Annotated in this window: 9 protein-coding genes; 6 read left to right on the forward strand and 3 right to left on the reverse strand. The window is 66.9% G+C overall.

Annotation, left to right across the window (positions count from 1 at the left end):
* Window positions 1-63: 63 nt before the first annotated feature.
* The 3 genes from LGM56_RS20190 to wecB all read right to left on the reverse strand — a co-directional run bounded on the left by LGM56_RS20190 (window position 64) and on the right by wecB (window position 4,635).
* Window positions 64-2,388 carry a xanthine dehydrogenase family protein molybdopterin-binding subunit gene (locus tag LGM56_RS20190; RefSeq protein ID WP_226206604.1) on the reverse strand — a complete coding sequence of 775 codons (2,325 nt, stop codon included), beginning with the start codon at window positions 2,386-2,388 and terminating at the stop codon, window positions 64-66.
* The gene (locus LGM56_RS20195; protein ID WP_175237329.1) at window positions 2,385-2,846 is read right to left on the reverse strand and encodes a (2Fe-2S)-binding protein; all 462 of its coding nucleotides are present in this window, start codon (window positions 2,844-2,846) and stop codon (window positions 2,385-2,387) included. Before LGM56_RS20195 ends, LGM56_RS20190 begins: the two co-directional genes overlap by 4 nt.
* Before the next feature lie 571 nt (window positions 2,847-3,417).
* Window positions 3,418-4,635, reverse strand: a complete 1,218-nt coding sequence (wecB, locus tag LGM56_RS20200) for a non-hydrolyzing UDP-N-acetylglucosamine 2-epimerase (RefSeq protein ID WP_089494591.1) — start codon at window positions 4,633-4,635, stop codon at window positions 3,418-3,420.
* Window positions 4,636-5,832: 1,197 nt separating this feature from the next.
* On the opposite strand from wecB, the gene LGM56_RS20205 reads away from it, so the two are divergent.
* The 6 genes from LGM56_RS20205 (at window position 5,833) to LGM56_RS20230 (ending at window position 13,853) form a co-directional block, all read left to right on the forward strand.
* On the forward strand, window positions 5,833-7,377 hold the full coding sequence (locus tag LGM56_RS20205; RefSeq protein ID WP_226206605.1) for a glycosyltransferase family 2 protein: 1,545 nt from the start codon (window positions 5,833-5,835) through the stop codon (window positions 7,375-7,377).
* A gap of 3 nt (window positions 7,378-7,380) precedes the next feature.
* Complete coding sequence (locus LGM56_RS20210) at window positions 7,381-8,382, forward strand: polymer-forming cytoskeletal protein (RefSeq protein ID WP_226206606.1); 1,002 nt, start codon at window positions 7,381-7,383, stop codon at window positions 8,380-8,382.
* Between the two features lie 11 nt (window positions 8,383-8,393).
* Window positions 8,394-9,404 carry a YaiO family outer membrane beta-barrel protein gene (locus LGM56_RS20215; protein WP_226206607.1) on the forward strand — a complete coding sequence of 337 codons (1,011 nt, stop codon included), beginning with the start codon at window positions 8,394-8,396 and terminating at the stop codon, window positions 9,402-9,404.
* A gap of 13 nt (window positions 9,405-9,417) precedes the next feature.
* Window positions 9,418-10,188 carry a hypothetical protein gene (locus LGM56_RS20220; RefSeq protein ID WP_226206608.1) on the forward strand — a complete coding sequence of 257 codons (771 nt, stop codon included), beginning with the start codon at window positions 9,418-9,420 and terminating at the stop codon, window positions 10,186-10,188.
* A gap of 333 nt (window positions 10,189-10,521) precedes the next feature.
* Window positions 10,522-12,672: a polysaccharide deacetylase family protein gene (locus LGM56_RS20225; RefSeq protein ID WP_089494586.1), complete on the forward strand. Its 2,151-nt coding sequence runs from the start codon at window positions 10,522-10,524 to the stop codon at window positions 12,670-12,672.
* Between the two features lie 92 nt (window positions 12,673-12,764).
* Window positions 12,765-13,853: a hypothetical protein gene (locus LGM56_RS20230; protein ID WP_226206609.1), complete on the forward strand. Its 1,089-nt coding sequence runs from the start codon at window positions 12,765-12,767 to the stop codon at window positions 13,851-13,853.
* The last annotated feature ends 37 nt before the right edge of the window (window positions 13,854-13,890 follow it).

Raw genomic sequence — 13,890 nt, forward strand, 5'->3', positions numbered from 1 at the left:
TTGCTCAGGGGTCGATGTGCACCGGGCCGCACGATGCGTGCCCGGCGTGGGGAATATCGTGCGTCAGCCCGCGTGCGGCTTCGCGAGCTGATCGGCAACCGGCAGGCTGCGGATGCGCGTGCCGGTCGCCGCGAAGATCGCATTGGTCAGCGCCGGCGCGACGGGCGGCAGCCCCGGTTCGCCCACGCCGCCGAGCGGCGTCGCGAAATCGTCCGGCGCGACGAGATGCACGCGGATTTCGCGCGGCGCCTCGTTCATGCGCAGCACCTGGAAGCCGTTGAAGTTGCTCTGCTCCGGATGGCCGTCCTTGAACGTGATCTCGCCGTGCAGCGCGATGCCGAGCCCCATCACCACCGCGCCCTCGAGTTGCGAGCGTACCCGCTCCGGATTGACCTGCGGCCCGCAGTCGATCGCGATGTCGACTCGCGGCACCGTGATCTTGCCGTCGGCATCGACCTGCACCTCGCACACCGCCGCCGTGTACGACACGAAGCTGCGATGCGCGGCGATCCCGAGCCCATGCCCCTTCGGCAGCTTGCGCCCCCAGCCGGCGCCGCGCGCGACCGTCTCGACCACGCGCCGCAGCCGGCCGGTATCGATCGGATACAGCGCCGGATCCTCGCCGTAGTTCGCGTTTTTCACCGTGATGTGCGGCTCGAAACGCCGCGCGGGCCCGATCAGTTCGAGCAGGAAATCCTTCGGGTCGCGACCGGCCGCATGCGCCAGCTCCGACACGAAGCTCTGGATGCCGAACGCATGCGGGATGTTGTAGACCGAGCGGAACCAGCCGATCCGCGTGTGCGCTTCCGCGGCCGGATTCTCGATCCGTACGTTCGGAATCGCGAACGGCAGGTCCGCGATCCCTTGTGCGAGTTCCCCCGGCTGCTCATGCACGACACCGGCCCTGAACGTCGACTGGATCGACGGCGCGACCGTGCGATGCTGCCACGCGACCACTTTCCCCGACGCATCGATCCCGCCGTCGAACGCCTCGAGCGACACCGCATGGAAATAGTCGTGCGCGATGTCGTCCTCGCGCGTGAACGTCAGCTTGACGGGCGCGCCGACCGCCTTCGACAGCAACGCCGCCTCCACCACGTAGTCGGGCTTCGACTTGCGGCCGAAACCGCCGCCGAGCAGCGTTACGTTGACCGTCACGCGCTCCGTCGGCAACCCGAGCGCCTTCGCGACCTCGTCGCGCGTGGTCTGCGGCGCCTGCGTGCAGGTCCACACGTCGCAGCGGCCGTCGGCCACGCGCGCGACGGCCGCGGGCGGCTCCATCGTCGCGTGCGCGAGATGCGGGATGTAGTACGTCGCCCGCACGCGCTTCGCGGCGCCTGCCAGCGCCGCCGCCGCGTCGCCGTCGTTGCGGATCACGTCGCCCGGCTGCGCGGCGGCCGCTTCGAGCGTCTTGCGATACACGGCCGAATCGTAGTTCGCGTTGGGCCCGTGTTTCCAGTCGATCTTCAGTTGCGCGCGCGCCTGGATCGCCGTCCACGTATCGCGCGCGACGACGGCTACGCCGCCGAGCGGCTGGAAACCGGACGGCAGCGGTGTCGGCGCAAGCTGCACCACCTTGACGACACCCGGCAGCTTCTCCGCCGCCGATGCGTCGAACGACGCCACCGTATCACCGTAGGCCGGCGGTCGCGCGACGACCGCATACAGCATCCCGTCGAGCCGCGTGTCGATCCCGTAGTGCGCGCGGCCGCCGACGATGTCGCGCCCGTCGATCAGCGCCGTTTCGCCCTTGCCGATATAGCGGAATTCGGCCGGCGCCTTCAGCGCCACCGTGGCAGGATCGGGCGCCGACAGCGCGGCCGCCTTCGCCGCCAGTTCGCCGAAGCCGAGCTTGCGCCCGCTCTGCGTGTCGACGACCTCATGCACCGTCGCCTTGACCTGACGCGCATCGACGCCCCACGCCGCGGCTGCCGCCTGTTCGAGCATCGTGCGCGCGGCCGCACCCGCGCGGCGCAGCGCGGCGAAGCTTTGGCGCAGGCTGCGTGATCCGTCGGTGTTCTGGTTGCCGTAGCGCGGCTCGTCGCCCACGGCCTGCGCGACCTTCACGCGCGCCCAGTCGGCGCCCAGCTCGTCCGCCACCACGAGCGCGACGCTCGTGCGCACGCCCTGCCCCATCTCGGAGCGGATGCAGGTCACGGTGACCGTGCCGTCCGGCGCGATCGCGACGAACAGGTGCGGATCGTCGCGCAACCCGTGCGGCATCCCGGCGCCGCCATACTGCGGATTCGCGCTGACGGGCGGCTGCACCGGTGTCGCCGCGTGGACGAGCGACGGCACGCCGAACGCGAGCAGCAGCCCGCCGGATGCGAAGCCGAGCAGCCACGCGCGACGGCTTTCGTTATGGACGGAGAGTTCAGGCGCGCTCATGCGGCACCTCCGCGGCGTACGGCCAGGCGGATCGCCGCACGAATGCGCGTGTAGGTGCCGCAGCGGCAGATGTTGCCGGACATCGCATCGTCGATGTCGGCGTCGGTCGGATGGGGATTCGTCTTCAGCAGCGACGCGGCCTGCATGATCTGCCCGGACTGACAGTAGCCGCACTGCGCGACGTTCAGTTCCTGCCAGGCCTGCTGGAGCGGATGATCGACGTCCGTCGACAGTCCCTCGATGGTCGTCACGCGCTTGCCGGACGCGGCGGCGACCGGGGTGATGCACGAGCGGATCGCGACGCCGTCGAGGTGCACGGTGCATGCGCCGCACAGCGCCATGCCGCAGCCGAACTTGGTGCCGGTATCGCCGAGGACATCGCGCAGATACCAGAGCAACGGCATGTCGGGATTGCCGTCGAAGTGCTGCTCGCTACCGTTGACGGTCAGCGTGATCATCGTTCACCTCCTGGTCGAGGCGCCCGCGTCGCACCACGGGTGCCGGGTGGGGATTCGAACGGTGCCGAGCCGGCACCGCCTGGTGGACTGCTTCGCCGGAAGAACCGGCGCTCGATGTGTTTCCCGGTGCTGCGGGCTGCCGAGGGCTGCCGCGCGTACGATTCCGCTCGAGGGCGGGTGCCCGCGGGTCCCGATTCTGCCCCACGCAAACCGTCACGCCGGCAACGCGAACCTGTCGAGGCTGCCAGAAACGGCGCGCCGGATCGCCGTTACCCGCGCGCGACGTTCGGCCCGGACGGGCGGATTCGTATGGGGATTGAGCCGAGCTCCGACTTTAACCGATGTGCGACGGTTTTGCGCCGGCACGCCGGATGCAGCGCCTCGCGCGCGTCGATCGCTTCCGCTATCCGACAAGCACCACCGGCTTGCGCAGGAACTGCCGCGTTTTGAACCCGGCGGGAAAATGCGTTCCGGGTCGCACACATGCAAGGATCCGGCGGGCCTGGCGGCCGGACCGGATCCTTGTGCGACGGCAGCGAACGATACGGAAGACGCTATCGCGTGCTCCCGCTCACGGCGACCGCAACGCCTGCAACCCCAGCGTGAGCGCATTGAACGGCATTTCCGCGGCCCCCAGCGAAAAGCTCGTCGTCTTCGTCGTCACGCCCGGCGTGCGCATCAGCGCGTGAACGATCCGCTCGCTCGCGTGACCGTCGCCATACGGATTGCTCGCGCGCGACATTTCCTCGTAGGCGCTCTCGCTGTCGAACAAGCGCGATGCCTCCCAGATGATCCGCTCCTGGTCGGTGCCGACGAGTCGTGCGGTGCCCGCCTGGATCGCTTCGGGCCGCTCGGTCGTCTCGCGCGTGACGAGCACCGGCTTGCCGAGCGCCGGCCCTTCTTCCTGAATGCCCCCCGAATCGGTGATGATGAAGTGCGCGCGGGACATCAGGAATACGAACGACAGGTATTCCTGCGGCTCGATCAGGTAGATGTTCGGCACACCGCCGAGCCGCGCACGCGCCGGTTCACGCACGTTCGGGTTCATGTGCAGCGGATAGACGAACTGCGCGTCGCGATAGCGGCCCGCGAGCGTACAGAGCGCTTCGCAGAATTGCTTGAACGGCTCGCCGAAACTCTCGCGGCGATGGCCGGTGATCAGCACGACACGCCGCGACGGCTCGAGAAACGGAAAATACGCGGCGACCTTGTCCGACAGCGTGGACGTTCGGTCCAGCATGCGTTTGACCTCGTGCAACGCATCGATCACGGTATTGCCGGTCAGCGAGACGCCGCTACCCGGCACGCCCTCGCTGAGCAGGTTGTCACGCGCCTGCCCGGTCGGCGCGAAATGCCACGACGACACTGCGTCGGTCACGCGGCGATTCAGCTCCTCCGGCCACGGCGACCAGATGTCGCCGCTGCGCAGCCCGGCCTCCACGTGCCCGACCGGCAGATAGCGGTAAAACGCCGCGAGGCTGACCGCGAGCGTGGTCGTCGTATCGCCGTGCACCAGCACGACGTCCGGACGCAGATCGTCGAAGACCATGCCGATCGATTGAAGAATGCCGGTCGTCACGTCGGTCAGCGTCTGGCTTTGCCGCATCAGATTGAGATCGTAGTCGGGCTTGATGTCGAACAGCGTCAGCACCTGGTCGAGCATTTCACGATGCTGCGCGGTCACGCACACCCGGGCGTCGACATCCGCTTGCGCCTTCAGCGCGCGCACCAGCGGTGCCATCTTGATGGCCTCCGGCCGAGTCCCGAACACAAGCAAAATCTTCTTCATCGTTATCCTCGTTTAGCCACTTCGCGCGGACGACCCTGCACGTGGCGCGAAGCATGTATCCGGACGGCGCTTCCCGTACTCGCACGCGGTCAGCACGCGGCGGTGCCGAGGGGCGAGCGCGCCGTCTTGTCCGTGCGGTCCCGGCCGCGCGAATCGTCGTTCTACCGGCGTCTCGTTGCACTGATCAGTCACGTCATGAGTCGTTCCTCGCTGTGTCGAGCACCACGCCTGTCCGTCACGTCGCTTCCACACCAGCAATATTCAAACCAGCCGCACTACAGCCGGGCCCGGTTCGCGCGACGCGCGCCGCACATACGCGTTGCGCAACGGAATGTTTCACAACTGCTACGGGACGTCTCATCTCCGGGTAGGCGCGACAACGATAAACAGCCGGCCGACCGCACGATCCGTCTGACGACGTCGTCCGATGAATCACGACTGCATGTCCGATACCCGTCATGTATCGATCCGCCTGGATCTTTCGAAACGCTTTACGTCGTCTCGATTCGGCACTTTTGTCTGTGCAGCGCCCGGCGTGCACGCGACCGCCGGCCAAGGTCGCGTGCGCACGATTAATCGGGCATGCAGTGTCGCTTGCGTCGCACGAATGGACGTGCGGGAAACGTTGCGAATGTGTAACGCGGATCCGGAGCAGTCGGATACATCGGAGTTCGGTCCATTCCGCACGGACGACGGCGATCGCCGTTTCGATCTTCGGGGCAACGCGTGCGCGGCGAACGATGCACGCCAGTGCCTCTCGCGAAGCTGCATCGAGCAAGGAGGATGCGACTCGTCACACAAACCGCCGGCCGTGCGACGTACGCGGGACAGGCCGCAGACTGCCTGCGGCCGAACGGCATGCGCCTACGCTGATTCGTCAGTGAATCAAAACACGTCGCCGCGACCGCGACTGCGCGCGCACCTCGCGCCCGGCCCCTTGCGGCACGGGGCATCGCGACCCATGGCTCACGCCTTGCTTAATGTCGGACAGGTGCGTCCCGAAGCACTCGCACGGCAGCAGCAGACAGACGGGGACGCCAATGCAACGAAGCCGGGAGGCGACGCGACGCGTCCGCCGGGGCGAACGACATCCGCCCTCGCGCGACGAACAGGCGGCCGCGTCCCATTGACAACCGCGCGATCCCCGGGCGCCTTCAGCTCTCATCGGTCGTCGTCGCGGACATCGGGGACCAGGACATGAAGAAAACGCGGATGGCGTCGCTCTGCGAGCAAGGCATTCTGCTGCTGATCGTGCTTGCCTTCTCGCTGGCCGTGCGCGACACCGCATCGCAGGCGATCGCCGAACCGGCGCGGATCATCGTGCCTGCCGCAAACGCCGCAGTCGCCGTCGAGCGCACGGCCCTCGACAGCGTGCCGTTCGCCGTCGCCGTACCGGCATCGCACGATGCGGACGTGTCGCTCGAGCCGCCGCCCGCCGGTACGCCAGGTTTCACGTTCGACCCCGACCTGCTGCTGATGCCCTGCGTCGCGTACCTGTGGCTCTTCATGCTGTTGACGTGCGTCTACGCCGGACGGCATTACGTGTTCAGCATCGACCGCCTGTTCAAGCCGCAATGCGCGCCCTACCGAACGATTACCCATGGCGAATGGCCGCGGCTCACGGTGTTCGTCGCCGCCCACAACGAAGAAGCCGTCGTCGTCGATTGCCTGATGGCGCTGCTGGCGACGACCTACCCGCGCGACAGGCTGACGATCATTCCGGTCAACGACCGGTCGACCGACAACACCCGCGCGCTGATCGACGAGGTCCAGGCACTTGCGCCCGACCTCATCCAGCCCTTTCACCGTGAGTCGGGCAAGCCGGGCAAGGCGGCCGCGCTGAAGGATGCGCTGCACTTCATCCGCGGCGACATCATGGTGGTATTCGACGCCGACTACCTGCCGCGCCCGGGGCTGCTGAAGGAACTCGTCGCGCCGTTCTTCGATCCGGAAGTCGGCGCGGTGATGGGCCGCGTCGTGCCGCAGAACGCCGACAGCAACCTGCTCGCGCGGCTGCTCGACCTCGAGCGCGCGGGCGGCTACCAGGTCAACCAGCAAGCCCGCAACAACCTCAGCCTGGTGCCGCAGTATGGCGGCACGGTCGGCGGCATCCGCAAGGGCGCGCTCGACGCGGTAGGCGGGTGGCGCGACGACACGCTCGCCGAGGACACCGACATGACCTATCGCCTGCTGCTGAGCGACTGGCGCACGGTCTACCTGAACCACGCCGAATGCTATGAGGAAGTGCCGGAGCACTGGGCCGTGCGGGCCCGGCAATTGACGCGCTGGGCGAAAGGCCACAACCAGACGTTGCTGCGCTATCTGGTCCCGGTGCTGCGCAATCCGCTGATCTCGCGGCGCTGCCGTCTCGACGGCGCGCTGCTGCTCGGCGTGTTCGTGATGCCCGCGCTCCTCGCCGTCGCATGGAGCGCGGCGCTCGCGCTCTACCTGTTCAACGGCGTCAACTCGACCGCGCTCGGCCTGATCGTGTCGCTGTTCGCGCTGTTTTCGTTCAGCACCTTCGGCAACTTCGGCGTGTTCTTCGAGATCGTCGTCGCGGCCCGGCTCGACGGCCGCGCGACGCGGTTGCGCCTCGTGCCGATCAACGTCGTCGGCTTCTGCGTGACGATCGCGGCCGTCGTCTCCGCGCTATGGGGGCTCACGCTCGACGCCGCATTCCGCCGCGAACTGAAATGGGACAAGACCGAGCGTTTCCGCCGGCAACTGAAACCGGAGCGATGAGCGATGGCGACCTTCAATGTGATGGTGCCGGTGGCCGGTGTGCTCAGCCTGCCGTTCCTGCCGATGCTGCATGAACTGATCCGGCGCAGCGACGTCGCGGCGCTGCCGATCGGCGACGGTCCGTTCGTCGATCAGGCATTGCTCGCCACGCGATGGCACGATGCGCTGCGGGCGGACGCGGCCGGCGAACCGCCGGCCGATCCGTCCGCCGCACCACCCTGGCAAACACTCGGGCTGACCGTACAGCACGCCGACATGATTCACGTCGCACACGACGAGCATCGCGACGACGTGCTCCATGCCGATCGCGCGATCACGCTCGACGACGGCGCCCGAGCGGCGTATGCGTTCGCCGGTGAACGCATCGACGTTCATGCCGGCGCGACGATCGGTGCGCTTGCGCACGCGCCGCGGATCGACATCGACATCGACGGCGCGGTGCTGCGTGGCGTAGTGGTCGGCGGCACCGTGCACCTGCATGGCGCCGGCGGCTTCGCATGCCTGTACGGCGAACCGATCGTCTTCGGTGCCGCGTCGGGCACACGCGCTGCCGACATGCCTGTCGCACCACGCCGCGCGATCTCGCTCACGCGCCACTTCGCGACGCTGCCGCATCGCTTCCTGCACGGCCGCTACCTGCTGCATTGCGATGTTCGCCTGCCCGCGCACACGGTCGTGCAAGGCAACCTCGTCGTCGACGGCACGCTCGTGCTCGGGGAAGGCTGCGTGCTGCGCGGCAGCGTCAAGGCGCATCGCGTCGAACTCGAACGTCATGCGTTGCTGCACGGCGCCGTGTTCGCGCGCGACGACGTGCTGCTCGCCGATGCGAGCTGCATCGACGGCGTCGTGTCGGCCGGCGGCCTGCTCCGGCTGACCGGTGCGCGCATCGGGGTCGCCGGCCATCCTGTCAGCGCGTGTGCGCGCGATGTCTCGGTCGCCGGTCATGCATGCGTGCATGGCGACCTCGTCGCGTGGCGCAGCGGCTGGTTCCACGCATCCCGTTAAGGAGCGCCTTCATGTCCGATCGCCCCTGCCATCGCGGCCCGCGCGCGCCGGTTGCCACCCTCGCGGTGCTGTGCGGCGTCGCCTTCGGTGCGCCACCGGTAATGGCTGCCCTGCCGGATGACGCCGCCGCGCCGCCCGTGCAGGCGCCCGACGTTCCGACCGTCATCACGCCGCGGCCGCGCGACGAATCCACGTTCGTGCGCGTCAGCGCCGACGGCCTGCCGGACGGCGTGCCGCTCGCCGAGTTTACGCCCGACGATACGAACCGCCCGCCGCTGCCCGACGCAATCGTCACGCATGCCCAGGCGCCGAAAGAATCGCATACCGAACTGTCGCTCGGCTATTCGAGCGCGCACTTGACGCACGGTTACGGCGACTGGTACGGCGTGCATCTGCGTGGCGTCTATCAGGACGGCGGGCGCACCGTGCTCGGCGAACTCGCTCAGCTTCATCGCTTCGGCGAGAACACGCAACTCGGCGCCCTGACCTACGTGCAGGATATCGGCCCCGACTGGTTCGGCGGTGTCGGCTTCGCCGGCACCACGTCAGGGACGATCCTGCCGAGCGCACGCGTCGACCTGTCGATCAATCGCAAGTTATTGTCGGATCGTTCGCTGGTCGTGTCGCTGGGCGCCGGTTACGCATGGAACCGCAGTGGCCATCGCGATCAGCTTTATCACGCCGGCGTGATCTGGTACGCGCTGCCGAAATGGATCTTCGAGGCCGGCACGAACTACACGGTCGATTCGCCCGGATCGGTGAAGGCGCCCGCCTATTACGGCGCCGTCACCTACGGCGAAGTCGGCAAGAGCGTGATCGTGCTGCGCGGCGGGTTCGGCCGCGAGGCCTATCAGGTCACCGGTTCCGGCTCGCAGATCGCCGATTTCCGCAGCCACGAGATCGACGCGAAATGGCGCTACTGGTTCACGCGCAAGTGGGGAACGCAGCTCGAGTTCGACTACTACCACAACCCGTACTACTCGCGGATCGGCGGCGAGCTGAGCGTGTTCTATCGCTGGTAACCGGGCGCGCGACATGCAGACGCGTCCCGTCCGTCCTCCCGCCGACCGTTCGCTGCGAATCCACGCGTATCCGCAGCGCTGGCTGCTGTCGATCGTACTGCTGACGCCCGCGCTGTATGCGTTGCTGTGGGTCGGCCTGCCGCTCGCCTGGCGCTACTGGCGCGCGGTGATGGCCTGGGGCGCGCAGCAGATCGATCCTGCGCTCCACGTGATCGTGATCGGTTATCCGCCCGACGCGCCGCGCGTGCCGCTGCTGTCGATCAACGTCGCCGCGCGCATGCCGGGCGACGTGCTGCTGGCCGCCACCGCGGCACTCTGCGCGATCGGCTTCGCCACCTCCTTCATGCGACACAAGCACTGGCTGCCTGTTGCATATCTGTTACGTATCGCGAGCTTCACCCAGTTGCTGATTTGCGCGTACTTCTGGCTCGCGCCCGGCACGTTTCCCTATGTCCCGTTGCTGCATCTGCGCGACATGTTCGTGCTGCACGGCGCGGCGATCGCGATGATCCCGCTGGTGATGGCGGCGTTGTACTACCCGCTCGATTTCTCGCTGCTGCAGAAGGCTTGTGCGTCGGTGCTGGTACTCGGCTACTTCATCGTCGCGCTGCCGTTCGTGATGCTGCTGCACGCGATGATCATCCATCACGGCACGTTGCTGTTCCTGCCGTTCTGCTATTTCCTGCTCGGCGGACCGCTGCTGATCGGCCTGCTGGTCACGCTCTACACCTACTGCGCGAGCTGGCCCGGCGCGCTGACGAACGGCGCCGATTCTGTCTGCTGATTTCGCGCGCAAACGCGCCGTATCAGCGATGAAACGAATCCATCGCGTTTGCCGCCGTGCCGCGCGACTCGCGTTACATGAAGCCAACAGGACCGGGCCTCCGCAGCGAATGGCACGTTGTTCGCTTCACTCAATGTGTCGCATCGGGTCCTTTCGTCAATGACGACAGCGCGGCGCATCGACGTGCCCCGTTGTTCCAGCTGCCATCGACAGGTACCACTCGATGTTCGACGCACCGGACAGCCGCACACACCTATGGGGCAGGACTGGTCGACCTGGCGGCACGCGCATCACGGCTGCCGCGCGCCCCATTCCTTGAGCGAGGAGTACACCATGTTGGCAAAGTCAGGCAAGTTCTTGCGGATCCTGTTCGCGTTGTTCGCGCTCGCGTTCGCATTCAGTCCGGGCGGCGTTCAGGCGGCCACCAACCAGCTCATCCTGCTGGTGCCGAATACGCTGACGTTGCCCGATCCGCGCGTGTCCGCATGGCTCGACACCGCGCAAGAGGAAGGGCTGCAGATCACGGTGATGACCGACAGCCAGTTCATGACGGCCGGTGCATCGTTGTCGCAGTATCCCGGCCTGATCCTGCCCGATCAGGTGCATACGACAGCCGACGACACGCTCGTCACGGCGATCCAGAACTATGCGCTGAACGGCGGCAAGGTGATGCTCGTCTACGATTTCGGCGTGCTGAATTCCGCCGGCTTCTACGTGAGCCCGAAATCCCGCTTCAGCAACATGGTCGGAGTGGACTACGTACTGTATGACCAATTGGGCGGCAACATGATCGGCCTCGGCAACGTGACCGGCATGAGCAGCTGGCTGCGCACGCTCCAGGTGCCTCCCGGCAAGTCGATGGCATGGACCACGACGGCTTCTACCACGACGACCGCCAGCGTCATGGCGGCGGCGACCACCAGCGGCTCGAAGACGAACAACTCGTCGAAGCCGGCTACCGGTACCGCGCTCTACCTGTCCGGTAGCCCGTCGAACCCGGGCGGCCTCGCCAACTACAACCACGGCGCATGGTTCCAGTACGACACGCCGCCGGCAGGCAGCGGCCTGTTGAACCAGACGGCGCCGAAGCTGACCGGCGTCGCGAACGGCAAGCAGGTGAAGTCCGGTACGTATAGCGCCAACTCGCTCGTCAGCACGACGACCGGCAAGGCAGCCACCATGCTCGCGTCGACCACGGCGACGACCACCGACACGCTCGAAGGCATCTCCGGCTATGTGTACGGCTTCCTCACCTATCCGAGCTTCGTCACGCAGGGGACGTACACCGGCACGACGATCCTGACCTCGCCGACGTTCGGGCTGGTGTCCGGCTACAACACGTACGGCAACGGCGGCGTGCTGTTTGTCAACCTGCCGCTCGCCTACCTCGACGGCCAGACCGATGGCATGCTGATCCACGGCTACCTGCATTATTTCGGCACGCAGATGCTGAACCTGCCGTCGCTGTCGCCGCTGCCGAAGGCAATGGCCGGGCTGGTGTTCAACTGGCACTTCTGCGCAGGCGACCAGATCCAGCCCGCGCTCCAGCTGAAGAACCTCGGCGTGTGGAACAACGGGCCGTTCTCGCTCGTGATCACGGCCGGCCCCGATGAAGCGACGTTCGGCGACGGAAACGGCATCAACCTTGCCAACAACCCCACCGCGCTGAATCTCGTGAAGTATTTCCTGAGCAAGGGCCATCACGTCGGCAGCCACGGTGGCTGGATTCACGACTACTGGGGGGCGAACGCGAGCGAAACGAACGCGAGCACGTTCACGCAGTACCTGGTGATGAACCATCAGGCCGTTCAGGCAGCCACGGGCCAACCCGATGTCGAGTACGCAGCGCCGGAAGGCAACACGCCGACCTGGTCGGTCAACTGGCTCGAAAGCAACGGCTTCAACGGCTACTACTTCACCGGCCACACCGGCTCGGCACCGACCCGCGCATACCGCAACGGCGCGCTGCTGAACCCGGGCCTGTGGGCTTACCCCGTGATGCCGTTCGGCAAGTACGCGACGTTCGAGGAGTTCCAGCAGTATGCGGTGCCGACGAGCGACGTGAACAACTGGTATGCAGCCCTGATGAACTTCGTCGTCGCGAACCGTACGAGCCGACTGATCTATGCGCACCCGCTCGGCGCGTCGTCCTATACGTCGACGTTGAACGCGATCTTCTCGCAAGCGAATACGCTGAAGCTGCTCGGCCAGTTCAAGTGGTACACGATGAGCGACATCACGATCTTCGATCGGGCACGCCTGAACGTTACGTGGTCAGCCACCGACACGGGCAGCGGCTGGTCATTTGCCGCCAGCCACCCAACGAGTCTGGCGAACATGACGTGGCTGCTGCCGAAGAAGGCCTACGCACTGCCGTTGATCACGCAAGGCAGCGGCAGCATCGTCATCACCGATGCGACGTACTGGCTCGTCACCGCGAACGGCGGCACCAGCCTCAAGTTCACCAGCGCCAAGGTGAACTGACCCGCAACGTCGACACACTCGCCGGCGCGCGACGCGGCCAACGCCGCGCCCGGCGAGCATTGCGCACGAACACCGCGCAGGAGCCCCCGATCATGAACCGGCCCGCGCTTTCCCCGGCCGCACGCGCCCGCGTGGCGGCCACCGCCCGGCTATGCCGCCTGTGGTGCGTTGCCTGCTGTGTCGCGGCATTCGGCTTCGCGCTGCACGCGGGCGCCGCCGAGCTCCAGCTCAACGGACTCTACCAGCGCCCCGACGGCGCGATTACCGTGCGCCTGAACGGCGCCGGCGTCGATCCGTATTTCGCGGCGAAGGCGCTGCTCGCCGCCACCGATGCCGGGCTCGACACCCACCAGGCCGCACTCGCGTGGATCGCGTGGCTGTTGCCGCGTCAGCGCCCCGACGGCGGCTTCGATCGCTACTGCCTGAAGAGCGGCCAGTACAGTGCTTGCGCGGAAGCCGACGCCGACGACGCGATGATGGCCACCTGGATCGAGCTGCTCTCCCGCTTCGCGCCGCCCGACGGCATGCCCGCCGCATGGGAACTCAGCCTGAACCGCGCGGGCGCGCATCTGGACACGCTGCTCAGCAAGCCCACCGGCGTCTATCAGATCTCGTCGACACTGCACGTCGCGCTGCTGATGGATAACGTCGAGGTCCACAGCGCATTCCAGGCGCTCGCCGCGTACTACGTCCGGCATGCCGACACCGCGCACGCGAGCCCGTGGCGCCAGCGCGCCGACCGGCTCTCGTCCGCGATCCTGAAGGTGTTCTGGCGCGGCACGCAATCCGGCTTTCGCGCGAGCACGCAGCGCATCAGCGACGCGACCTTCTATCCGGCGAAGGTCGCGCAGATCTTCCCGCTCCTGTCGGGGATTCAGGTTCCCGATCAATCGAACGAGGCCATCTATGCGCAGTGGATGCAGAAATACGGCAAGACGTGGCTGCAACTGGCCGGCAGCGATTATCCATGGGGCTTGATTGCGCTGGTCGCATTCAAGATGAACGACTGGAACACGGTCGCCTGCTGGCATGCGCGATCGGGCCCGTACCGGCATGGTGCGCACTGGAACGTACTGGAGGAATCGCTTTATCTCGCATTCGAAAGCAGGATGGCCGACCCCGTCGCGCCCGCTCAATGCGGCTTCACGACGGCGGAGGCAACGGAGACTGCGTCGCGCTGACACGGCGTGCATCCGATCCGGCAAAAATGTCAGGGAA

The organism is Burkholderia sp. AU38729 (genome assembly GCF_020419725.1).
GTDB lineage: Bacteria > Pseudomonadota > Gammaproteobacteria > Burkholderiales > Burkholderiaceae > Burkholderia.